Raw genomic sequence first — 22,590 nt, 5'->3', positions numbered from 1 at the left:
TGGCAATCGAGACGCACTGGAACCGGATGAATCCACGGGTTCTGACGTGGCGGATGCTCGACTGAATCAGGTCAGGCGGGTCCGATTCATGGCAGAAACGTGGCAGGGATGTGCCGTCCCATTGTGATCAGACCGATGCCCCCTTAGCCGGTGACCGTTTTGCGTGGCACGTCGAGAATCCAGCGAGAGTTCAGGCCGTGATATCCGCGTCCTCCGCCGTCGCGGCGCGACGAAGCCGGGCGGCGCCGACCAGCCCGAGCAGCAGGAAGACCGACGCGACGAGCAGCGACCAGCGGGTCGCGTCCGCGAATCCTGCCGCGAGGGCATCCGCCGCGGCGGCGCCTTGGTCGCCGAACGAGCCGGCGTCAACACCCGCCCGCAGTTGAGTGATCGTCGTGCCGGCCGACTGACGCGTCGCGGCGGCGAGTTCGTCGGCTGCGTCACCCGTCAGTCCCGCCGCGTTCAGGGCGGCGGGCAGCGTCAGCGCGAGCGCGACGGAGAGCGTCGCGCCCGCGAAAGCGGTGCCGAGCGCCGATCCGATCTGGCGCACCGTGCTCTGCGTAGCCGACCCCTGACCCGACACCTCGACGGGCACGTCGCGCAGCACGGTCCCGGTCAGCTGAGCGGACGCGAGCCCGAGGCCGAGTCCGTAGACAACGAGAGGAATCGCGATGAGCCAGCCCGGCGTCGTGGCGCTGACGAGGAAGGCGAGTGCGACGACGCCGATCACCTCGAGGCCCAGTCCGATGAGCACCGTGCCAGGAGATCCGAACCGTGCGGCCACGTGACGCGCGGCGGCACCGGAGAAGAACGCGCCGATCGCCATCGCGGCGAGCACGAGCCCCGCCCCCATGACGTCGAGGCCGAGCGCGTTGACGAGGTACAGCGGCAGCACGAAGATGATCGCGAACTCACCGACGGCGACCATCGCGGCCGTGAGGTTCCCCCACGAGAACGTGGGGAGGGTGAACAGGTTAAGGTCGAGGATCGCCGAGCGCCGCACCTTCTCGCGGTGCCTCTCCCAGAACACGAAGAGCGTGAGGGCGACGACGGCGACCGCCATCGCGATCGGGACAACTGAGATCGCGGCATCCATCGGCCAGGTCCATCCGAGGAGCTTGAATGCGCCCTGCGGTTTCCACCACCCCAGGTCGGGCCCCTCGATGACCGCGAAGACCAAGGCGCCGAACCCGATAGCCGACAGGAGCGCCCCGTCGACGTCGGCTCCGGGCCGCCCCTTCGCCCCCCGGGTCTCGGGCACGACGAGGATGCCGGCGATGAACACGAGGGCACCGAGCGGAACGTTCACCCAGAAGATCCAGTGCCACGATCCCCACTGGGTGAGCGCACCGCCGGCGAGCGGTCCCACCGCGGCGGCGCCGGAGATGACTGCTCCCCAGACCCCGAATGCGGCGGCCCGGTAACGGCCACGGAACACCGCGTTCACGGTCGACAGCGTGGAGGGCATGATGAGCGCCGCGCCAACCGCCTGCACGGCGCGCGCGCCGATGAGCGGGCCCGCCGCGTCGGACATGCCGGCGAGGATGCTGCCCCCGACGAACACGACGAGACCGACGAGAAAGAGGAGTCTGCGGCCCCACCGATCGGCGAGCTTGCCCGTGGACAGCAGAAGAGCCGCGAGGAGCACCGCATAGAGGCTGTTGACCCACTGCGCGTCGGTCAGATCCAGGTGAAGGTCCTTGATGATGTCGGGCAGCGCGACGCCTACGATCGTGCCGTCGAGCACGATCATGCCCAGACCGACCGAGAGTACTGCGAGGGCGAACCACTCGCGACGCGTGGGGGCGGTCACGCCGCTCTCGGCCGCGACGCTCATGATGCGACGGCGCCCAGGTCAGCGCGGACCGAGGTGGATGCCGAACGCGGCAAGCCGTCGACGATCCGGCCGTCGACGAGAGTGACGCCGGCGTGCATCTGGGGAAGGTGCACGAGGTCGTGGGTGACGAGCAGCGTCGAGGTGTTCAGGTCATCGGTGAGTCGCAGGATCAGCTCGATGATGCTGGCGCCGCGCTCCTGATCGAGGGCGCTCGTCGGCTCATCGATCAGCAGGACGCTGGGCTCGTTCATCAGCGCGCGGGCGATGTTGACCCGCTGCCGCTGGCCGCCCGAGAGTTGGTGCGGGCGCTTGTCGGCGTGCGGGGCGAGTCCGACGGCATCCAGCAGCTCGCGCGAACGCTTCGCCACGGCGGTGCGACGCCCGCGAGAGTGCCGCGCGCCGAGCTCGTTCATGACGGTGAGCTGCTCATGGGCCGTCAGCGAGGGGATCAGGTTGGACTGCTGGAACACGATGCCGATCTGCTCCCGCCGCAGCTCGGTCGCCTCACGGGGAGCCAGGGCGGCGGCATCCACGCCGTCGATGAGGACCTGCCCCGAGTCGGGGCGGATCAGTGTCGCCGCGACGGCCAGCAGGCTGGACTTGCCCGACCCACTGGGTCCGGTGATCCCGGTGACGGTGCCCGGATGGGCCGTGAGGGTGACGTTGTCGACGGCGGTGATGCGCTCGTCTCCGTCGGGGAAGGTGAGGGTGATGTCGTTCAGGCTGATCATCGGTTGCTCCCGAGTGCGGTGAGGGGGTCGGCGGAGGTGACGGAGCGAAGAGCGAAGGCGGCTCCGGCGAGACCCAGGGCGATCATGATGACGCCGGGCAGGATGGTGGTGACGGGGCTGAGCAGGAAGGGCAGAGCGGTTCCAGCGAGCGTACCGAAGAGGGCCACCACGCCGATCCCGATGCCGATTCCGAGCACCAGCACGACCAGAGCCTGTCCGAGTGCGTCGCGCACGAGCGAGGGGGTGCTCGCACCGAGGGCCTTGAGCGTGGCGATGTCGCCCTTGCGCTGCATCGTCCAGACGGTGAAGAACGCGCCGATCACGAGCCCCGAGATGCCGAACAGCATGGCGACCATCAGCAGCAGCGACCCGATCTCGGAGCGGAAGGCACTGAGCGCGGTCAGCGAACCGAGGATCGACTCCGAGACGGTCTCGTTCGCGGAGTCGGCGGCGGCCCAGTCGGGACCTCCGGTCACGGCGAGCACCGTGGCGTACGCATCGGGGTTGCCCGTCGCGGCGGAGTAGGCCTGCCAGTCGGTCAGCGTCATCTTCACGACGGGTGTGTGGCTGTACCAGTCGTCGCCTCCGATGGTCTCGACGGTGAAGACGGTGCCGGCGATGGTGACGTCGTCGCCGACGGCGACGTCGAGGTCCTTCGCGGCGGGGGCTGACATCGCCAGGTGGCCGTCCGTCGTCGGCGCGTCGGCGCTATAGCCGCTCTGCACGCCGAACGCGGCGATGGCGATACGCCGGTCGCCGGCCTCGGCGCGCGTCTGCGCGATGCCGATCGGCTGGGAGTCGGTGACGCCGTCTGTGGAGGCCCAGTCGGCGGCTTGCCGCTCGGTGATGGCGGAGTCCGCGAAGCTGGCGCTGCCTCCAGCGGACGGCGTCGAGAAGACGATGCGGTCGCCGGGCATCGCCAGCACGGCGGAGATGTTCTGTGTGGCCAGCCCGCCGGTGAGTCCACTGAGAAACCCGACGAGGATGGTGATGAGGGCGACCACGGAGCCGATGAGGACGAATCGGCCGCGGGCGAAGCGGAGGTCGCGAAGCGCGACGAACATGAGGGTCCTTTCTGGTCGCCGGTTCTGGTGACGCTTCCACTCTCCCCACTTCTCCCTGGCGCGTCATCGGCCGTCTGCACACCATTCCAGGGCCGAACGATGGCGTGCAGGATCCTCCTTTCGGACGATGCCCGCTGACCCACGACGCGTAGGATTCGGACCATGCCGCATACCGCGCTCACGCCCGTCTTCGTGGGCCTGCGCGCCGGTCTTCACATGCTGTTCGTTGCACTCACCGTCCTCGTGATCGTCCGGGCGGTGATCGCGCCGACGCAGGCGAGCATCGCCGCCATCTGCCTCGCGGTGATACTGCTGGGCACCTATGCGGTAGGAACGCTCATCGCTTGGGCGCCGCGCAGCCGCCGGGTCGCGGGCGCCGTGTGGCTGGGTGTCATCACGCTCGAGTGGATCGCTTTGCTGTGGCTCACCCCTGAGGCGGCCTATCTCGTCTTCCCGCTGTTCTTCCTCTACCTGCATCTCCTGGGCAGGCTGTGGGGATCGGCCGCCATCGTGGTCGCAACGGCGATCGCGATCTGCGCCCTCGGCATCCACGGCGGATGGACGGCCGGGGGCGTTGTCGGGCCGATCGTGGGGGCCGGGGTCGCACTGCTCATCGGGCTCGGCTACGAGGCACTCGCCCGCGAGGCGCACCAGCGCGAGGCGCTGATGCAGGAGCTGCTCGCGACGCGTGGACAGCTCGCCGCGACGGAGCGCGAGTCGGGGGTGCTCGCCGAGCGCGCCCGGCTCGCGCGAGAGATCCACGACACCGTCGCCCAGGGGCTCTCGAGCATCCAGATGCTGCTGCACGCCGCCGAGCGGGCCGATCTCGATGGTGCCGGGGTCGAACACGTCGTCCTCGCCCGCGAGACCGCGGCCTCCGCGCTCGCCGACGCGCGCCACTTCATCCGTGAGCTCACCCCACCCGACCTCGACGGACGCGGTCTCGGCGGAGCGCTTCGCCGCCTCGCGTCGACGCAGTGGGCCGCGCAGGGGTTGCCGGTGGAAGTGCGGGTGTCGGATGCCGTCGACCTTCCGATGCACGTGCAGACCGCGCTGCTGCGCATCACGCAGGGAGCGATCGCCAACGTCATTCAGCACGCCGACGCCGACAGCGCGACGATCACGCTGACCGTCGGTGGCGACCGGCTGCAGTTCACGATAGCCGACGACGGCCGGGGGTTCGACCCCGCCCAGTCCCCGGGCGCGCCGACCGGTCGATCCGACTCGTTCGGGCTTCGGGCCATCCGAGAGCGTGTCGACCAGCTGGGCGGTACGCTCGCCGTGACCTCCGCGCCGGGCGAGGGCACCGCGCTGACGATCGATCTCACCCTCGAGGAGGCGGCATGATCCGCATCGTTGTCGCCGACGATCACCCCATCGTTCGAACCGGCATCATCGCGCTGTTCGCACCCGAGGACGACATCGACGTCGTCGCAGAGGCGGCGACGCCCGATGAAGCGGTTGCAGCGGCGGAGCGGATGAGTCCCGACGTCGTGCTGATGGACCTGCAGTTCGGGGCATCCGCAAACTCCGGCGGAGCAGATGCCACGCGCCGCATCCGCGCACTCGATGCCGCTCCCTACGTGCTCGTGCTCACCAACTATGACTCGGATGGCGACATCCTGGGCGCCGTCGAGGCGGGCGCCAGCGGATACCTGCTCAAGGATGCTCCGCCTCACGAGCTCATCACTGCCGTCCGCGCAGCCGCGGCAGGAGAGAGCGCGCTCGCACCCGTCATCGCGACGCGGCTGATGGACAGGATGCGCGCGCCGCAAGCCAGCATGAGCGCGCGAGAACTTCAGGTGCTCGAGCTCGTCGCCGCGGGATGCTCGAACTCCGACATAGCCGCGGAACTGTTCGTGAGCGACACAACCGTGAAGTCGCATCTCGCCCATATCTTCACGAAGCTCGGGGTCTCTTCCCGCACGGCCGCGGTATCGCGCGCGCGCGAGCGCGGCATCCTGCGTTGAAGGCGTCCCCGTACGCAACCGGTACTGCAGGATCGACTCGGCGAGCCTACCCGCGCTCTCGACTCGCCGACGTTTGGCGAACGCTCCATTGCTCGGATCGCACAGGAGACGGAGGGATTCACACTCTCCGTCTCGCGCTCCCGCGGCGGAAACCACGCTGCTGGCAGACGCCAAGTGAGCAGAACGCTCAGCGAAGCCCCACGGAACAGCAAGACTGCTCAACGCCAGCCCGATCAGGAACGTGACAGAAATGGCTGATTCCGTGGCAGAAACGGAAGAAAACACCTTATGATCAGGCATTTCAGAGCGGAGACGGAGGGATTTGAACCCTGGAACCGGGCCTACACCCGGTCGCACATACCCTCGTTCGCCGCGTAACTCCGCGGTTGACAACCGCCTGCAGTTACCTTGGCCGATGTTCGAAGACGTTCAGCTTTTCCCATTTTATTCCCACGACCTTCGGCCGACCTGATGGCTCAAGATCAGCCACAAGCAAGGATGCGCGGCCACTCTACACCGGCCCACCCGACAGGCTTGCGGCAATCGTCTTCTGCGGCTGCGACATCGACGGCTCCCCCGGCACCGCCGACCTGGCACGCGAGGTCACGCGGGCGGTCCACGACGGGACCAAGGTCGTGGTGCTGGCCCCGCGAGGGTGCTCCTCGACGCAGATCGTCGTCGACAACGACGCGACGGCGTACGAACCGACCGCCTACCTGCTGGGCCTCGGGCATCGTGACATCAAGTTCGTCGGCGGCCTGCCCGGACTGGTCGCGGCGGAGATGCGGGTGCGGGGCTATCAGCGCACCATGTACGACGTAGAATGCCTCCCGGTCGCGGTCGGTCAGTCCGAAATGAGCCAGCAGACCGGTCTCGACGCGACCCGAGGCATCCTCGCATCCGCACGCTGCCCCACCGCGCGCATCTACACCAACGACGAGATCGTCCTCGCACCCGCGCGCCGCCCTCTGGCAGGGCGGCGCGCGGGTGACCAACGAAATCTCCGTCGCCGGGATCGGTGGAACGGCCACCGGACGCGTGTGCGATCTCACCACCATGGCGCTGCCGCTGGCGCAGCTCGGCGGCCTGGCCGCCGACTACATCACGGGGGCGGCAGCGATGTGCCCCCGGTCCCGGCGTACCGCCTCCGCGCCGGCGGGACCACCGCGGCGCCGCCTGCCGCGGTGCGCTGAGGACGCCGGATCCTCACTTCTCGGCGCCGGCGAGCATCCCCTTCATGAAGTAGCGCTGCAGGAACAGGTAGGCGATCAGCATCGGCACGACGCCGATCAGCGCCGCCGCGACCGCCGCGTTGACGTGTTCGATCCGTTCGCACCGAAGAACGCGGCGATGGACGGGGCGAGCGTGCGCATGTCGGTGCTGGTCATAATGTAGGAACTCAGGGCGAACTCGTTCCAGACGTACACCGCCGTGAGGATGATCACGGTGACCGTGACCGGCTTGAGCAGCGGGAAGATGATGATGCGCAGCGTCTGCAGCCGGCTCGCACCGTCCACCCGCGCCGCTTCCTCGAGTGAGATCGGGACGGCGCGCAGGAACTGGGTGTAGAGGAAGATCGCCCGCGGCAGCTCCAGGCACGCCAGCGGCAGGATCAGCCCCGCATAGCTGTTCAGCAACCCGAGGGTGTTCAGCAGGGAGTACAGCGGAACGAGGATACTGAGGGGCGGCACCATCATGACCGCGAGGATCGTGAACTCCACGCTGCGGTTGAGCCGCGTGCGCCGACGCGCCAGCGGGTAGGCGGCGAGCGCGGCGAGCACGCAGGTGAGCACGGTGGCGATGACGGTCACGACGGCGCTGTTGAACGTGGCCCGCAGCACGCCGCCGCTGACCACGGCGGCCACGAAGTTGTCCCACGTCACGGCGCCGAACGGGAACGACCACACCGAGGACAGGTCGGACTGCTGCTTGAACGCGGTGGTGAACGCGAGGTAGAAGGGGATCAGCTGCACCAGGCAGCCGACGATCACGAGGATCGCGACGAGGATCTTGGTCGGTCGGCGCATGTCAGTTCTCCAGTCGCGACCGCGTGCGGTCGAACCACCAGTTCAGAAGCAGGGTGCACAGGACGATCACGAGGAACAGGACGACGCCCTGCGCCGCCGCGTATCCCGCAGCCTGATTTCCGAAGTATGTGCGCCCGATGAGAGTCGACACCGAGTTGGTGGCATAGCCGGGCCCACCGCCGGTGAGCACCTGGATGATGTCGTAGAGCTTGAGTCCGCCGATGAGGTTCAGCACGACGCTGGCGGCGAAGGCCGGCATCAGCTGCGGGATCGTGATCGCCCGGAACTGGCTCCAGCCCGTCGAGCCATCCAGCGCCGCGGCTTCTCTGATCTCCTGCGGGATGCCCTGCAGCCCGGACAGGTAGATGAGCATCGAGATGCCCATGAACTGGAGCGAGTTGACGATCACGATGACCGCGACGGCCACGCCCGCATCGGACAGCCACGACACCGGGGCGGCGCCGAAGACGGCGAGGATGTCGTTCAGCGCGCCCTGATGGTAGCGGAACACGAGGTAGTACATCAGTCCCATCACCACCGGCGACACGAGCACGGGCAGGTAGATGACGGCGCGCGCCACCTGCCGTCCGCGCAGCTTCTGGTCGAGCAGGACGGCGAACAGCAGGCCGAGCACCTGTTGGATGAGGGTGGAGCCCACGCCGTAGATGAAGGTGTTGATCAGCGCGGTGGAGAAATTCGGGTCGGTGAACACCCGCGCGAAGTTCTCGAATCCGACGAACGATCGCGTCGCCGAGTAGCCGTCCCAGTTCGTGAGCGCGATGCTCACGCCCTGGATGACGGGGTACACGATGAACACGGCGAACAGCATCATCGCCGGCACGTACATGAGGTTGATCGACGCGCCGACGAAGCGTGGGCGCCCGCGCCGGGGCGGGGCGTCGAGGGAACGTGCGGTGACGCTCATCTGCGGACTCCTTGCGGATTCGGATCGGGTCTGCGGGTGGGGGGTGGCGCCCGGGCCGGCACGGTGTTCGCACCGGCCCGGGAGTGGGTGGCTGGTCAGCCGGCCTGGCTGCGCAGGGTGTCGTACTGGATCTTCATCTGCTCCGCCGCGTCTGCCGGGGTCGCCTGCCCGGTGATGACGGAGTCGGTCGTTGCGATCATGGTGTTCCAGATGCCGTTGGGCAGGTAGACGCGGTCGAAGAACGGCTTGGTGGGAAGCTCCGCGGGGGCGACCCACTGGTCGTAGCTGCTCTGAAGCACGCCCAGGTTCACCTCCACGTTCGTCAGCCCCGAGTACGAGCCGAGCGCTGACGCGATGGCCCCGGCGTTGTCGGGCTCGGCGAGGAAGTCGACGAACTTCATCGCGGCATCCTTGTTCTTGCTGGCCTTGGACACACCGAAGGAGTGGATGCCTTCGCCGCCGACCAGGTAGCGGTCGCCCTGATCGTTCGGGATCGGAATGAACCCGATGTCGGCCGAGGGGTTCAGCTGCAGCGCGGTGGCGAGGATGGACGAGGCCGGGACCAGCGCGAAGGCGGCCTGGCCCTGGGCGAGCTGCGAGGCCATGTCATCGAGCGAGGCGGAGACGTAGTCGGGGTTGATGTACCCTGCGTCGGTCCAGTCCTTCACGTGCGAGAGCACCTGGTCGGCCCAGGCGTCGGTGTCGAACTCGCCGTCGCTGAACGAGGTCAGCTGGGCGTCGGTGAACGCGTTCGAGGCGATGAAGTCGGCCATGTTGCCGGCCGAGCTGCTCTTGCCCGAGGCGGTGATGGGCGTCACTCCCGACGCGGCGACCTTGGCCAGCGCGTCGTCGAAGTCATCCCACGTCGCGATGGAGTCCTCGTCGACGCCGGCGGCGTCCAGCACGGCGCGGTTGACCGCGATCCCCGCCACGGTGTACTCGACCGGCAGGGCGTACAGGTGGCCCTCCGCGTCGCGCATCGACTCGTCCAGGGCGGGATTCACATCCGCGGTCCAGCTCTGGTCGTCGAGCGGCTCGAGGAAGTCCGAGTAGCGCAGCACGGACCAGCCGTGCGTCGCGAAGACGTCGGGCAAGTTGCCGGCGGCCATCTGCACCTTGATGTTGTTCTCGTAGTTCGTGGTGTCGTAGCTCATGTCGACGGCGATGCCCGTCTTGTCCATGAACTCGTCGATCAGCTTCTCGTACACCGGCTTGGCCGCGCTGTCGGCGGTCATGTACAGCGAGAAGGTGATCGTCGGTTTGTCGGAGCCGGATGCCGAGCATCCGGTGAGCAGGAGCGCGGCGGCAACCGCGGCCGCGGCTCCGGCGCGAAGGGTCTTGGTGTTCATTTGCTTCCTTTACATGGACATCGTTGGCGGTAAAGACGCGTGCGCGCCGATGCGCGCACGCGGGGATCAGGTCGGGCTCACCTCCTCGACCTCGATGAGCAGCGACTGCTCGGGGAACATCTCGGGAGCCTGCAGCCCGACTCGGCCGAGGACGGCGCCGGGCAGGATCGTTCCCTCGGCATCCATCCATGTCGGTGCGACCAGCCCGTCCACCGCGCGCGGATCGTGCACGCGCACACGGTAGGCACGCTCGGGGACGAGCCCCGGCAGGTGCACCCGGCCCACGGGCGACATCCCGGCCCGGCGCAGCGCGGTCAGCTCGAACAGGCCTCGACGTGCGTCGGGGTCGACGACGCCCCGCAGCGCCAGCGTTCCGTCGCCGACATCGCGACGGTGCAGTCTTCCGGTGAACAGCGTCTCGCGGTGGCGGCGGAAGCACTCGACCCAGCCGGCCAGCGCGTTCAGCTCGGCCTCGTCGGCGGAGGTCAGATCCCACTCCACGCCGAGATGACCGAAGAGCGCGCCCGTCGCGCGGAAGGCGAGCGTGCTCGTGCGTCCCGTGGTGCGCGAACGCGGCCCCGACACGTGCGCCCCGAGCATCTCGAGCGGCATGAGCTGGCTCGTCCATCGCATGATGTCGTAGCGCTCGAGCGGGTCGATGCAGTCGGACGGCCAGAATCGCTGCACGTGCTCGGCCATGCCGAGATCGATGCGGCCGCCTCCCGAGGCGCAGCTCTCGATCTCCAGGCCGGGCCGGCGTTCGGCGAGGGCATCCATCAGGCGATAGCACGCGAGGGTCTGTTCGTGCACGGCGGCGCGCCCCGCGTGCCCCACGTCGCCCGCCGAGACGAGCTCGCGGTTGTGATCCCATTTGAGATACGAGATGTCGTACTCGTCGAGTATCGCGGCGAGCTGGGAGTGGACGTGGGCGAACGCATCCGGGTCGGTGAGGTTCAGCACCTGCTGATGACGCCACGACACGGGCAGTGCGCCGCCCGCGGAGAGGATCCAGTCGGGATGTGCACGCGCCACGTCCGAGTCGGGGTTCACCATCTCGGGCTCCACCCAAAGCCCGAATTCCATGCCGAGCTCCCGCACGCGGTTCACCAGCGGATGCAGACCCGCGGGCCAGACATCCGTGTCGACGCGCCAGTCGCCGAGCCCGGCACGCTCGGTGCGACGCCCGGCGAACCATCCGTCGTCGAGCACGAAGCGCTCCACCCCGACCCGCGCCGCGACCTCGGCCAGCTCCAGCAGCCGCGTCAGGTCGTGATCGAAGTAGACCGCCTCCCAGACGTTGAGGGTCACGGGTCGATCGAAGCCGGGATGGCCGGGTCGCGAGCGCAGCCAGGCATGCACCTGGTGGGCGAGGGCGTCGAGGCCGTTTCCGGACCCGAAATAGACCCAGGGCGAGCGATAGTCTTCCCCTGTCCCGAGACGGATCTCGCCGGGCAGCAGCAGCTCCCCGCCCGCGAGGATCTGGATGCCACCGTGGTCGCGCTCGATCCACGATCGCTGATTACCCGAGAAGCCGACGTGCACTCCGAAGACCTCGCCGGCGCCGAAGTCGAACCCGGTCGCGCCGCAGACGAGCATGGGTGCCGCCGCGAATCCGGGGCGCCCCTCGCGTGATTCGTGCACGTGCGCATGCGGGCCCACCGGCCCCCGGAAAGCCGCGCGCTCGCGGCTCCACCGCCCGCCGAAGTCCAGCAGCTCGTCCGCCTCGAGCGGAGCGGGCAGGGCGACGGCGAGCTCGTCGAGGTGATAGGCCGACTCACCGTCGTTGCGCAACGTGGCGCGTGACCGGACCAGCCCGGAGGCCAGCAGTTCCACCTCGACGATCAGCTCCAGCTCCGACGTCTCGTCGACGAGCGTGAACCGCAGCCCGCCGTCGGCCATGCGCACGACGTCCGCGGAGCGGTGCGCACCGGAGTCCGCTTCGATCGACCGGAGCCGGAACGCGGGCGTCCACGCCGAGCCGTCGACGCGATGGCCGCCGATCCCCGGCCGTCCCTTCCAGGCATCGGACTCCAGCATGAGCAGACGCGGACGCACGGGCACGGCGTAGCCGTGCGACAGGTCGCGCGGCGCGATCACGGCATCGGCGAGCCCGACCACATCGCGATCGGAGAGTTCGCCGGCATCGGCGCCCCAGTGGGCGATGACCGGTACGCCACCGTCCCGGCAGTCGAGCAGCAGGGACGCACCTGCGACGCGCACGTAAGCGAACGCGACACCCGGCAGCAAGACCACGACGACTCCGTCTCGAAACTCGATGCGGGCTTCGATTGCCCGCGCTTGCGGTCGCCGATGTGGCGCCGTCGAGAAATCTACTCCAGTAGATATTCCGAATGCAACTGTTTCACGGCTTTGGAGTTCGAATGAATCACCTCGAGTAGACTTCGCGGGACGAGCCCGGACGTTCCCTAGGCGCGCGGCCGTCGGGACGCTACTCTCTGCTGGAGACCCATGACCCTTTCCGGACCCCCACGACCAGCGACCCGCGCCGACGTCGCGCGTCTTGCCGGTGTCAGCACGGCGGTGGTCAGCTATGTCGTCAACGACGGTCCTCGCCCGGTCGCCGACGCAACGCGAGATCGCGTCCTGCGGGCGATCCGCTCCCTCGACTATCGGCCGAACGCCAGCGCCCGCGCGCTCAAGCGGGGATCGACCAAGCTGCTCGGTCTGGTGCTGTCCGAGATCATCAATCCGTTCCACTCCGAGTGCATCGACGCGCTGGACAGCGCGGCGTCCCGCCGCGGCTACTCGATCCTGCTGGCCAGTACGCACGGCGATCCGGAGCGGGAGCGCCTGATGCGCGCCAGCCTCGTCGAGCGCGGCGTCGACGGCATGATCTTCCTGTCGCTCTTCCCCGACGATCCGGCGGACGCGGCCACCCGCGCCGTGGACGCGGGTATCCCGAGACTCATCCTCGACCGCTCCCATCCCGCGCAGGGCTTCTCCACGGTCGGGGCGGACGCCGTCGAAGGCGCGCGGCTCGCCACGGAGCACCTGCTCTCGCACGGGCATCGCCGCATCGCCTACATCGAAGGACCGCTGCACCCCATCGTCCGCGACGGCCGGCGCTCCGGATGGGAGAACGCGCTTGCCGCCGCGGGAATCCGCGCGCCCGCGCCGGTGGTCACCGACTGGAGCCGGGCGGGCGGCGCCGAGGCCGTGCGGATTCTGATGGATTCACCCGAGCCTCCGACGGCGGTCTTCGCCGGATCGGATCTGACGGCGGTGGGCGCACTGCAGGCGCTGCACGAGCGCGGCCTCCGCGTGCCCGAGGACGTCGCGATCGTCTCCTTCGACGGGACCGCCGAATCGGAGTACGCGTGGCCGCCACTGACCACGGTCCGCCAGCCGTTCGGGAAGATGGCGCAGGCGGCGATCGAGTCGTTCGTCGACGGTCCGAAGACGCCACGGGCCCAGGTGTTCCCGATGCAGCTGATCCTGCGCGCGTCCTGCGGCTGCTGACGTCCTCCCGACGCGACCGCCGGGCCGCCTCGTCACGCCGCTACGGGCGCTTCGGTGCCTCGAGGACGAGGGGGAGGTCGGCGAAGACGTGCTCCGCGGCGAGCGCGAGCACGCGGGCCGCGTCGTCGAACGCCTCCGCCGGGGATGCCGCACGGTCGAGGAGCGTATCGATTCGCGAGATCCCGGACGCCGCGAGCTCGTCCTCGGTCAGGGTGCTGCGTCCGCACAGCGCGACGACGAACGCGCCCGCGTCGGCCGCGCGGCGGGCGAGGGCGATCGGCCCCTTGCCCTGGAGCGACTGCGCGTCCAGCGACCCTTCGCCCACCACGACGATGTCGCTGTCCGCGACGGCCGCGTCGAACCCGATCAGGGCGGCGATCTCATCGGCTCCCGAGCGGATGCCACCGATGCCGAGCGCCACGAACGGCGCCGCGAACCCGCCCGCGGCTCCTGCTCCCGGCACCTGCGCGACCGGGACGGCGGTGCGGTCCTCGAACAGGGCACCCCAGTCTCTCACTCTCATGGAGGGCTGGTCGCCCGCGAACCCGCAGATCGACGCGATCATCTCGATGAACGACAACATGGCCTGCGTTGCGCTCGAGGCTGTCGAGGGCAAGTCGGGCTTCGAGAACACTCTCGCGTTCGGTGTCGACGGCACGCCCGAAGCGACGCTGCTCATCCAGAACGGCGTGATGGCGGCTACCTCGCTCCAGAACGCGCAGGAACTCGCACAACTGAATTTGAAAGCCGCTCACGACCTGCCGACCTGCCGACCTGCCGACCTGCCTCAAGGATGAGGTCAACGGCAACGTCGGCAACCCGCTCATCACGAAGGACAACGCGCAGGAGTACATCGATCCGTACAAGAAGGCCGGACTCATCAATTGACATCGATCCATCATCAAATGGAAGCGCCCCGGGAACAGTCCAGGCGCGCTTACCCATGGGCGCAGCAGTACTGCCGTGCGAACATCTCCCACCGTCAGCCGCGGGTGGGAGGGCTCGCCCTCCACTGAAACGGGGCGATTCAGGGGTTAGTCTGCACTGCGCGTTCTGCTCAGACCTCCCCGAGCACCTGCCCCAACTGCAGGTACAGCTCGCTGACTGCCGTGGCCTCTACCCGGTACCGCACCCACTGGCCCCGCGTTGCCGTCTCGCGCGGCGGATCGGGCACGACGAGCCCGTACTCGACCAGCGTCGCGAGCGCTTTCGCCGTGGTCGCCTTCGGGATGTCGAGTGCAGCCGTGATCTCTGCGCGGAGCGAGTCGGGGTGCTCGCGCAGGTAGCCGATGATCATGGCTCGGACTCGATTGCCGAGAGCGTTGATGGGATCCTCCGCGTGCTCACTGTTCGCGGGGCGGGTGTATCGGGGCACGGAACCATTGTCGCGGCTGCGGATGCACGCGTCCAACAAACTGATCAAGTTAATTCTTCACTTGCAGAGTGTATCGCTGTACTATCCACATATGTCAACGGTGCGAATGACGTCAAGAGCGTGGATGCCGAAGTTATCCACAGCCTCTGGCACGCGCGCTCGAGACGCGCGTAGCATTCGGCCACGGCCGTTCGCCACGGTTCGTCCTGGGGCAACGGCCGCCATCCTTTCCGTGCACGGAGGAGGCCGATGATGTCCGCACGATCGAACAGAGCACGCGCCTGGGCAATCGTCGGCGGCAGTGTGCTCCTCATCGGAATCGTCGCGGTCGTCGTCTCTGCGATCGCAGGACGCACCGGGACACCTGATCCCACGCCTTCATCGACAGCTGGCCGTGGTCCGACCACCACCGCGCCCGCCACCGGCGGCGTCGGTGAGTTCGTCGACGCCAACGTGGTGAAGAAGGGTTGGGTGCCAGAACCCATCACGACGGATGCCGACACGTACATTCGAGCGGCCCTCGCCGCGGCATCCACTTTCGACTCGACGCTGTCGACTCGCGATGAATGGCTCTCCTACCTCGACACGTGGCTCACTCCTGACACGCGCTACGACGAGTCCGAGCGCGCCGCAGACCTGCAGGCGGTGAAAGTCGAGCTTCGGCAAGCAGTGGTCATTCCGCAAGACCAATGGGACTCGCTCGCGCAGGAGAACGGTCGAGTCGCCGCCAAAGCGAGCGGCGATATCGCTCGCCAATCAGTGCCGGCAGACCAGACCGGCGACATGACCATCGGGACTGCCGATGTGGTGCTCACGACCACGTCGAGCGACGGGAGTTCTGGGGAACTCTCCTACGACGAGACGATTCGGGTGAGCGTGCAGGTCCTGTGCGGCGCGGGGTCGATCCCGACGCCGAACAGTGCGCAGCAGGCTGGGGACTGCAAGATCGTGCGCTACTTCACGGAGCCGCTGGAGCCCTGACATGCCCGCGCCGGTTGCAGGAGCTGCAGTCGTCCTCGGACGGTCGAGGACCGGCCGGAAGATCATCGCGGTTGCGCTGATCATCTCCTTCATCGTCGGGGGGCTCCTCTTCGCGCCGGCGTGGATCGTCCCCCTCGCCATCGCGGGTTCCGTGGCTGGTCCGGCCGCTCCCGGCCCTGTGCACGGCGCCGTCACCAACGGCAACTGGGGCTACCCGCTCGAGGGCGAGTGGACGGTTGGCCGGGGGTTCGGTTGGCAGCCCGTCGACGGGTGCGCCTACTGCCCCTCCGACCACAAGGGTTTCGACATGACGTCGGTCGCAATGCCCTGCGGCGCCATCATCCACGCGGCGAGCGCAGGGCACGTCGTCAACGCCGGGCCGATGCCCGGGTGGGGCAATACGGTGCGCATCGATCACGGCGGCGGAATCGTCACGCTCTACGGCCACATGCAGTGGGACTCGTTGCTGGTCGCAGTGGGCCAAGACGTCGACATCGGCGCCCCGTTGGGAGCCGAGGGCAGTACGGGCAAGAGCACGGGCTGCCACCTCCACTACGAGATTCAGCGCGACGGCGTCGCGATCGACCCGGAACCGTTCATGGCGGCACTGGGACTCCCCTTGCAGTAGATCACCACGAGAGGAACGTTCATGTATTCCACCATCAGGCCGCTCGACGTGGATGTCCCAGACATCCAGCCGGATTTCTCGGCACCCTTCTTCCAGGGCTTTCAGACGATCGCGTCGTACATCCTCGCCGCCGCTCTACTTGTCGTGCTCATCATGCTGATCCTTGCCGGAGCCGCACTCGCTTTCCGAGGGATCGCCTCCGACCGAGTGCGCACCTGGGCAGGCGAGAACATCCTCTGGATCTTCATCGCTGCCGCGGTGCTCGGCTCGGCGAGCGGGCTCTTCCAGTGGTTCGTCGGGTTCGACTTCGGGTTCTGATGAACGCGCGCTGGATGGTCGCACTCGGGATCCTCATCGGTGTCCTGATGAGCTCCGTCGCGCCCGCAGCGCAGGCCGCGCCCTCCGTTGACGTCGCTGACGTCGCTGCAGCAAGTACGCCGTCAGGGCGCGAACTGTTCGCCGAACCGTGGACGGCGCCGTATTTTCCGGTGCACTGTCTGGAGTCGGCCGCACAGGTCTCGTGCACGCCGGAGTCGCCCGCAGACTCGGTCGCCCAAAAGTGCTTCCTTCGTGTCATCCTCACGAGCGGTGAGCGCGCAACCGTCTGCACGACCTACGAAGCCCACACCCACGCCATTCAGGCCGCCGGCGGCAAGGAAGGAATCATCCAGTTCGGCTGCAGCCTGGGCGATGGCGTCTGCGGCATGTTCGAGAACGCCGGGCGCGGAATGGCGGCTGGGACGACGGCGGCGATGTTCGCCGTCGCAGAAACGATGCGTTTCGACACGTCCACGGCGTTGTGGAGTGCCGCGGTCGGTGAGTGGTCGTTCTGGCGATGGGCAGTGCTCGCGGTCATGTTCGCCGCGATGGTCTGGGCGATCGCGGCAGCCATCGTCTCGGGCGAGCGAGACCAGCTCGCGAGCGCCATCATCCGCTCATTTCTCGCATTTCCGGCGACGGCCGCGACGCTGTGGTTGACCGGCCACGTATTGAATGCGATCGATGACCTCACCTGGTACGTCATGAACCGCGACGGGCCCGCGGTTCTGTTCCGCACTCTGCAGCAGGTGATGTGGGCGGGAGGAAAAGCCAACTACTTCTTCGGGTTCGTCATCATCGGACTCCTGCTCATCGCGATGGTGCTTCTGATGCTCGTCTTCGCCTTTCGCAACATCGCCCTCGCAGCACTCATCATGGTTGGTCCCCTCGCCTGGATGCTCTTTCCCGTGCGCTCGATCGGGCCGCAGTGGGTCGTGCGGTACCTGTCAGCGGTCCTCGTCCTTCTGCTCACCGGACCTCTGACCGTCGGTTTCGTCACGTTGATCATCAACGGGCTGGCTTCTCTCGAAACGATCTGGAACCCCCAGGCATGGCCGTTGCTCGTCGGCCTGATATTCGTCGCCTTCGCGCCCTTTGCCGTGTTCGGCCTCTTCAGCTTTATCGGGGCGGTGGCGTCGGATGCCGGCGGTTCAAGTGTCGGCTCGCGTGCCGGCCACGCCGCCTCCACAGTGGCACGCAAAGCGATGAGCGTGCCGGCCCGCATCAACGCTCACCCCGCGGGGCGCGCGCCGTCGAACCCGAGTGGACCTCGATCGTCAACACGTTCGTCGGTGTCCGGAGTGAAGAGACCCTCTGGCACGACCGAGACGTCATCCGCCACCTCGAGCCGTTCGAGCACGTCCTCGGGTTCGACCACGGCCACGTCCCCGGGTTCGACAACGACAGGACCCAAGACGGCGAAGGCCAGCGCACCGACCAACGCCAGACCCGGACAGAATCCCCGCCCGTCTGGAGGGCCTCAATCCACACCGGCGCCGAGCCGCCCTGACCGGAGAACCTCATGACCCTCGACGACTACGCCCGTCCCGTGCGACTCCCGCGCCGATCACGGCAGGGGATCGTCATGGGGATGGATGGCTGGCAGCTTGCCTTCGTCACCGTTGCGGCCGCCTTTGTGCTGCTGTTCGTGAACCGATTCGGGCCTTTGGGCCTCCTCTACGGGGCACCGATCTATCTGGCGTTCGGTGCGCTCGCCGTCACCACCATCCACGGCGTTTCCGCGCCTCGAATGATCGGACTGTGGACCATGAAGCAACTACGCCACGCAACGGGGGCGACGGAGCAGACCTACCGCCCCGAAGGGCCTCACCTCGCGGGAACCCTCAACCTGCCCGGCGTCCGTGCGTCGGTGCAGCTCTGGGAGATCGACGGCCTCGCCGCTGCCTACAACCCGCGCGACCGCTCTGTCTCTGTCACGGCCGAGCTCGAGGTGCAGGGCTTTCTCATGAATGACCTGCCCGAACGGTTCGAGCTCGCGCAGCAATGGGAACGCGTGCTGGCATCTTTCACCCAGCGCCCCGGGATCAAGCGGGTCAGTCTGCAGGAACGCACACTGCCCACGACGATCCGCGCGGCACGAGACCACTACGAGAGCGTGCAGCAGCATCGCAATCTCGACAGCCAATCCCCCGTTGCAGAGAACTACGCAGAAGTGATGGATGCCTCCGAGCGCTTCGCCGTCGCGCACCGCAACTACCTCACCTTCACGATCGACCTGATCGGTCAGAGCGCCCAGCTGCGCGCGCTCGGCGGCGGAAAGGATGCGATCCTCTCCCTTGCCGCGATCGAGGCGGCGAACCTCGCCGACGCGCTGCGGGCAGCCAAGATCCGTGTGCGCCGTTGGCTCTCTCCCCGAGACATCGCCGCGCTCGCCCGCATCGCGTTCGATCCCGACTTCGCGGCGACCGTGCAGAATCGGGCCGGCGACCTCGAAGGTGTGGATCCGTCAGCCATCGGCCCCATGCATCTCGAAGAGCCGTCACGCCGCAACGCGGTCGTGCTGACCGACTCCGGCATCCACACGACGATGTGGATCCACGAGTGGCCACGGTCCGACGCTCCGATCGGGTTCCTCTCCCCCCTCGTGTACGCCAGGCACCCGGTCAGCGGAGAAGCGGTAAGCCACATCTTCACGCTTGTCCTCACGCCGGTCCCCGTTTCCAAGGCACTCAAGCGCATTCGCGACGAGAAGAAGATCTGGCGCGGAAACGAGCAGCTGCGCGCGAAGCGCGGCACCGACGGCTCGGCTGCAGATGCCGCGGACTGGGAAGCACTCGAACGCCAAGAAGAAGAAATCGTCGCAGGTCACGGCGAGTACCGCTACGGCGCCTACCTGACCATCAGCGCGTCGGACGACGAAGAACTCGATCAAGCGATCGCCGGCATGCGGAACGCTCTTTCGCGCGCAGGCATGGAGGCGCAGACCTTGTACTGCCAGCAGGCGGAGGCACTCATGGTCAACGCCTTGCCGTTGGGACTGGGGATGAAGTGATGGCACGCAAGACCGTTATCTTCGAGCCCGGCGATGCCGACCGCCGCGAGCGCCGTCGGCTGCGCAAGTCTGCGCGCGCGGCCGAACGGGCGCCGGCGACGGAGTCCTCGAGCCGCCGGGATCGCCGACTACCGGATGCTGCGGTGCCCGGCCCGTTCGGACCGGGCCTGTCGGAGGGCGGGTACTGGAACCTCGCGGTATCAGCGATCCCACCGCACCAGGCAACGTCGCAGCACATCGCCGGCATTTACCCGTTCGTCGCCGATGGTGGTCTCGGCCACCGCGGGCCGATCGTGGGCGTCGACCTGAACGCCGACGCGCTGTGGCACTTCTCGCCGTGGGAGGCCTACGTCGACACGAGCGACCGTGGGGCGTTCTCGACCAACATCCTGGTTCTGGGCGCCTACCGTTCAGGAAAGTCGGCGACGGTGAAGACGCTCGCCACGCGTTCGATCGCGTTCGGTCATCAGGTGGTCGTTCCCTCCGACCCGAAAGGCGAGTGGGTCACCGTCGCCGAGGCGATTCCCGGCCGGAGCGTCATCCGCCTCGGCGGCGGCACCGGTGCCCGTCTGAACCCGCTCGCACGCGGCCCCCGGCGCACCGGAACCAGCGACGAGCAGCACGAGCAGATGGTGAAGCAACGCCGCATCGCGACTCTCATCGCCCTGGTCGAGATGGCGCTCGGCACTGTTCGGCTGACCGCTGTCGAGCACGCGGCGATCCACGACGCTTTGGAACGGTGCATCGACCGGACCGCCGATCACCCGACGCTGCGCGGCGTCTACGACGAGCTGGGCGAAATGGCATCCGAAGCCAACACAGACCCTCACTCCCAGCAGGGCGCACTGCAGCCTCGATTCGTGCTTCGGCGGTTCGTGACCGGAGACCTTTCGGGTCTCTTCGAAGACGAGTCCACCGTCGAGTTCGACCAGGATGCCCCGATCGTCGTCACCGACACCAGCGAACTCTTCGCGCGCGGTGAGCTCGCCGCGCAACTGACACAGGTATGCACGACGGCGTGGATCCAGGCCGTGATCAGCGACAGGGGCGCGCACCGCACTCGTTACGTCGTGCGCGAAGAAGGCTGGCGCGACATGACCTCGCTCGCCGCCCTGCAGATGTTCCAGCAGTGGTTGAAGCTGTCGCGGCACTACGGCATCAGCAACATCGTCATCCTGCACAAGATCGGCGACCTCGACGCCGTCGGCGAGGCCGATTCCGTCGAGCGAGCGCTCGCGTACTCGATCATCGGCGACATCGAGAACAAGTTCGTCTTCCGCGTGAACCAGCAAGAGTACCGGGGCCTCCGCGACCGGTTACAGCTACCTCCAGCACATGCCGACCTCGCCCGGCAGCTGCGCAAGGGTGAGTTTCTCGCCTATGTGGGGCAGTACTCGTACCTTGTCGACTGCTTCGCGACCAGCACCGACTGGGAGCGAAACCTCTTTCAGACCGACGACGCCATCGATTCAGGCGACCACGACGACGACGCAGAGAACCTCGCGGTCGACCTCGACGCACTCTGGCCTATCGACGAAGAGATCGACACCGACATCGGCGGGTGGCTTTCCACCCCCTCCCCGGAGGAGCAGAAATGAGCACCACACTCAACCGAGCCTTCGCGACCGTCGAAGGGTCGACGGCAAGGTTCACGACACTCGACGGGCGCAGCGAAGATCTCGCCGCGCAAGACGGATCCGACATCCGGCGGGCGATCATCCAGCGCGCGATTGTCGAGGCTCGCCGCACCGGTTCCACAGTCGAGCTGGTGACGTCGGGCGACCGCGGCAGCCACCGCATCCACGTCGCTCCTGACGGCACGTCCTCGCCTGTCGATGACGGCGCGTCGACGCTGCGGCGCACGCGGAATGATCCCGACCTCGCGTCAAACCTGGACGCTGACACCCCGTCAGCAGTCGTCGACGAACTCCCGACCACCGAAACGCCTCACCCTGTCGAGCCGGCACCGACCGCGAAGCGCGCCTCATTCATCCCCGCGAGCACTGGGCCGAGCGAGCGAGCGAACGGGTGGCGCGCGCTGCTTGCTCGATGGGGGTTGGTGGTGAAGCCGTCACCCACGCAGGTTGAGCACGACGAACGCATTCGTCTCGCGTCCCGGCACTGGGCGGGCTGCCGCACGATCGCCGTCGTCAATGGCAAGGGAGGTGTCGGCAAGACGCTGACCACCGCGATGCTGTCGGCGGTGTTCGGTCGCTTTGGAGGCGGCAACGTGTTGGCGTGGGACAACAACGACACTCGCGGTACCCTCGGCTGGCGCACCGAGACGGGACTCTACGACACCACCATCCGCGACCTGCTGCCCGCAACATCGAACCTGCTCTCCCCCGATGCCGGCGTCTCTGACATCACCCGCTTCGTTCATCACCAATCGGCTGATCGATACGATGTGCTGCGTTCGAACCCCGAGTTGCTCGCGGCCGATCAGCGCCTCACATCGACCGAGTTCGAACAGCTCATGCGGGTCGCCGCGAGGTACTACCGGCTCGTCGTCTTCGATTCCGGCAACGACGAGTCGGCTGACCGCTGGCTGAGCATGGTCGACCACAGCACGCAGCTCGTTGTGCCGACGTTGACCGCACCCGAGTCAGCCGAGTCGGCCGCGCTCCTCCTCGAAGCGCTCGGAGCACGCGACGAACGGTCACACGATCTCGCGCGCAATGCCGTCGTGGTGGTTACGCAGGCCGAGCCGGCCCGTCCGGCCGAGCTGCGCGACATCGTGCTCGGCTTCGAGGGCCGTGTGCGTGACATCGTGGTCATCCCGTTCGACCCGGTCCTCAAGCGCGGTCCGCTCCGGTTCGATGACCTGCGCACTCCGACACGCGAAGCCTGGATCCGCGCGGCAGCCGCAACCGCTGCAGGGTTGTGAGGGAT

21 protein-coding genes are annotated in these 22,590 nt (G+C 67.7%); 12 read left to right on the top strand and 9 right to left on the bottom strand.

The window, feature by feature from the left end:
• Nucleotides 1-190 precede the first annotated feature (190 nt).
• Genes G3N18_RS02990 through G3N18_RS02980 form a run of 3 tightly spaced genes read right to left on the bottom strand, consistent with a single transcriptional unit; the run spans nucleotide 191 to nucleotide 3,632 of the window.
• Nucleotides 191-1,837: an MFS transporter gene (locus tag G3N18_RS02990; RefSeq protein WP_196382826.1), complete on the bottom strand. Its 1,647-nt coding sequence runs from the start codon at nucleotides 1,835-1,837 to the stop codon at nucleotides 191-193.
• Complete coding sequence (locus G3N18_RS02985) at nucleotides 1,834-2,568, bottom strand: ABC transporter ATP-binding protein (RefSeq protein WP_196382825.1); 735 nt, start codon at nucleotides 2,566-2,568, stop codon at nucleotides 1,834-1,836. Before G3N18_RS02985 ends, G3N18_RS02990 begins: the two co-directional genes overlap by 4 nt.
• Nucleotides 2,565-3,632: an ABC transporter permease gene (locus tag G3N18_RS02980; protein WP_196382824.1), complete on the bottom strand. Its 1,068-nt coding sequence runs from the start codon at nucleotides 3,630-3,632 to the stop codon at nucleotides 2,565-2,567. The genes G3N18_RS02985 and G3N18_RS02980 overlap by 4 nt, the downstream gene beginning before the upstream one ends.
• Nucleotides 3,633-3,794: 162 nt before the next feature.
• Here G3N18_RS02980 and G3N18_RS02975 point away from each other — a divergent pair, with 162 nt between their 5' ends.
• From G3N18_RS02975 to G3N18_RS02965, 3 genes are all read left to right on the top strand, one after another.
• Entirely contained in the window at nucleotides 3,795-4,979 is a 1,185-nt protein-coding gene (locus G3N18_RS02975; RefSeq protein WP_196382823.1) for a sensor histidine kinase, read from the top strand.
• Entirely contained in the window at nucleotides 4,976-5,602 is a 627-nt protein-coding gene (locus G3N18_RS02970) for a response regulator (RefSeq protein ID WP_196382822.1), read from the top strand. The genes G3N18_RS02975 and G3N18_RS02970 overlap by 4 nt, the downstream gene beginning before the upstream one ends.
• Before the next feature lie 386 nt (nucleotides 5,603-5,988).
• Nucleotides 5,989-6,795 carry a type 1 periplasmic-binding domain-containing protein gene (locus tag G3N18_RS02965; protein WP_196382821.1) on the top strand — a complete coding sequence of 269 codons (807 nt, stop codon included), beginning with the start codon at nucleotides 5,989-5,991 and terminating at the stop codon, nucleotides 6,793-6,795.
• Nucleotides 6,796-6,891: 96 nt separating this feature from the next.
• On the opposite strand, the gene G3N18_RS02960 is transcribed toward G3N18_RS02965, so the two are convergent.
• From G3N18_RS02960 to G3N18_RS02945, 4 genes are all read right to left on the bottom strand, one after another.
• Nucleotides 6,892-7,629 carry a carbohydrate ABC transporter permease gene (locus G3N18_RS02960; protein ID WP_206692905.1) on the bottom strand — a complete coding sequence of 246 codons (738 nt, stop codon included), beginning with the start codon at nucleotides 7,627-7,629 and terminating at the stop codon, nucleotides 6,892-6,894.
• 1 nt (nucleotide 7,630) lies between these two features.
• The gene (locus G3N18_RS02955; RefSeq protein ID WP_196382820.1) at nucleotides 7,631-8,554 is read right to left on the bottom strand and encodes a carbohydrate ABC transporter permease; all 924 of its coding nucleotides are present in this window, start codon (nucleotides 8,552-8,554) and stop codon (nucleotides 7,631-7,633) included.
• Between the two features lie 95 nt (nucleotides 8,555-8,649).
• Nucleotides 8,650-9,903: an ABC transporter substrate-binding protein gene (locus G3N18_RS02950; RefSeq protein ID WP_196382819.1), complete on the bottom strand. Its 1,254-nt coding sequence runs from the start codon at nucleotides 9,901-9,903 to the stop codon at nucleotides 8,650-8,652.
• Between the two features lie 66 nt (nucleotides 9,904-9,969).
• The gene (locus G3N18_RS02945; RefSeq protein ID WP_338038202.1) at nucleotides 9,970-12,156 is read right to left on the bottom strand and encodes an alpha-galactosidase; all 2,187 of its coding nucleotides are present in this window, start codon (nucleotides 12,154-12,156) and stop codon (nucleotides 9,970-9,972) included.
• A gap of 216 nt (nucleotides 12,157-12,372) precedes the next feature.
• On the opposite strand from G3N18_RS02945, the gene G3N18_RS02940 reads away from it, so the two are divergent.
• Entirely contained in the window at nucleotides 12,373-13,383 is a 1,011-nt protein-coding gene (locus G3N18_RS02940; protein ID WP_196382818.1) for a LacI family DNA-binding transcriptional regulator, read from the top strand.
• A 40-nt stretch (nucleotides 13,384-13,423) separates the two neighbouring features.
• Here the strand turns inward: G3N18_RS02940 and G3N18_RS02935 are convergent, their stop codons facing one another.
• Nucleotides 13,424-13,906: a glycerate kinase gene (locus tag G3N18_RS02935; protein ID WP_196382817.1), complete on the bottom strand. Its 483-nt coding sequence runs from the start codon at nucleotides 13,904-13,906 to the stop codon at nucleotides 13,424-13,426.
• Here G3N18_RS02935 and G3N18_RS02930 point away from each other — a divergent pair.
• Nucleotides 13,905-14,180 (top strand): substrate-binding domain-containing protein, encoded by a 276-nt coding sequence (locus G3N18_RS02930; RefSeq protein WP_196382816.1) that lies wholly within the window; start codon nucleotides 13,905-13,907, stop codon nucleotides 14,178-14,180. The genes G3N18_RS02935 and G3N18_RS02930 overlap by 2 nt on opposite strands.
• A gap of 260 nt (nucleotides 14,181-14,440) precedes the next feature.
• Here the strand turns inward: G3N18_RS02930 and G3N18_RS02925 are convergent, their stop codons facing one another.
• Nucleotides 14,441-14,758: an ArsR/SmtB family transcription factor gene (locus G3N18_RS02925; RefSeq protein ID WP_196382815.1), complete on the bottom strand. Its 318-nt coding sequence runs from the start codon at nucleotides 14,756-14,758 to the stop codon at nucleotides 14,441-14,443.
• A 252-nt stretch (nucleotides 14,759-15,010) separates the two neighbouring features.
• On the opposite strand from G3N18_RS02925, the gene G3N18_RS02920 reads away from it, so the two are divergent.
• The 7 genes from G3N18_RS02920 to G3N18_RS02890 are packed head-to-tail and all read left to right on the top strand — an operon-like array spanning nucleotide 15,011 to nucleotide 22,585.
• On the top strand, nucleotides 15,011-15,739 hold the full coding sequence (locus tag G3N18_RS02920; protein WP_196382814.1) for a hypothetical protein: 729 nt from the start codon (nucleotides 15,011-15,013) through the stop codon (nucleotides 15,737-15,739).
• 1 nt (nucleotide 15,740) lies between these two features.
• Complete coding sequence (locus tag G3N18_RS02915) at nucleotides 15,741-16,367, top strand: M23 family metallopeptidase (protein WP_196382813.1); 627 nt, start codon at nucleotides 15,741-15,743, stop codon at nucleotides 16,365-16,367.
• 21 nt (nucleotides 16,368-16,388) lie between these two features.
• On the top strand, nucleotides 16,389-16,685 hold the full coding sequence (locus G3N18_RS02910) for a hypothetical protein (RefSeq protein WP_196382812.1): 297 nt from the start codon (nucleotides 16,389-16,391) through the stop codon (nucleotides 16,683-16,685).
• Nucleotides 16,685-18,211 (top strand): LTA synthase family protein, encoded by a 1,527-nt coding sequence (locus G3N18_RS02905; RefSeq protein WP_206692904.1) that lies wholly within the window; start codon nucleotides 16,685-16,687, stop codon nucleotides 18,209-18,211. Before G3N18_RS02910 ends, G3N18_RS02905 begins: the two co-directional genes overlap by 1 nt.
• Nucleotides 18,208-19,698, top strand: coding sequence for an SCO6880 family protein (locus tag G3N18_RS02900; RefSeq protein ID WP_196382810.1), 1,491 nt, complete (start codon nucleotides 18,208-18,210; stop codon nucleotides 19,696-19,698). Before G3N18_RS02905 ends, G3N18_RS02900 begins: the two co-directional genes overlap by 4 nt.
• Nucleotides 19,698-21,296, top strand: coding sequence for a hypothetical protein (locus G3N18_RS02895; protein WP_196382809.1), 1,599 nt, complete (start codon nucleotides 19,698-19,700; stop codon nucleotides 21,294-21,296). The genes G3N18_RS02900 and G3N18_RS02895 overlap by 1 nt, the downstream gene beginning before the upstream one ends.
• A complete protein-coding gene (locus G3N18_RS02890) occupies nucleotides 21,293-22,585 on the top strand; it encodes a MinD/ParA family ATP-binding protein (protein WP_196382808.1) in 1,293 nt (430 codons plus the stop codon). The genes G3N18_RS02895 and G3N18_RS02890 overlap by 4 nt, the downstream gene beginning before the upstream one ends.
• The last annotated feature ends 5 nt before the right edge of the window (nucleotides 22,586-22,590 follow it).

It is taken from the genome of Microbacterium paulum (assembly GCF_015707995.1).
Classification (GTDB): Bacteria; Actinomycetota; Actinomycetes; order Actinomycetales; family Microbacteriaceae; genus Microbacterium; species Microbacterium paulum.
The sequence above is the reverse complement of the archived record's forward strand: the minus strand, read 5'-3'. Positions and strand labels throughout refer to the sequence as shown.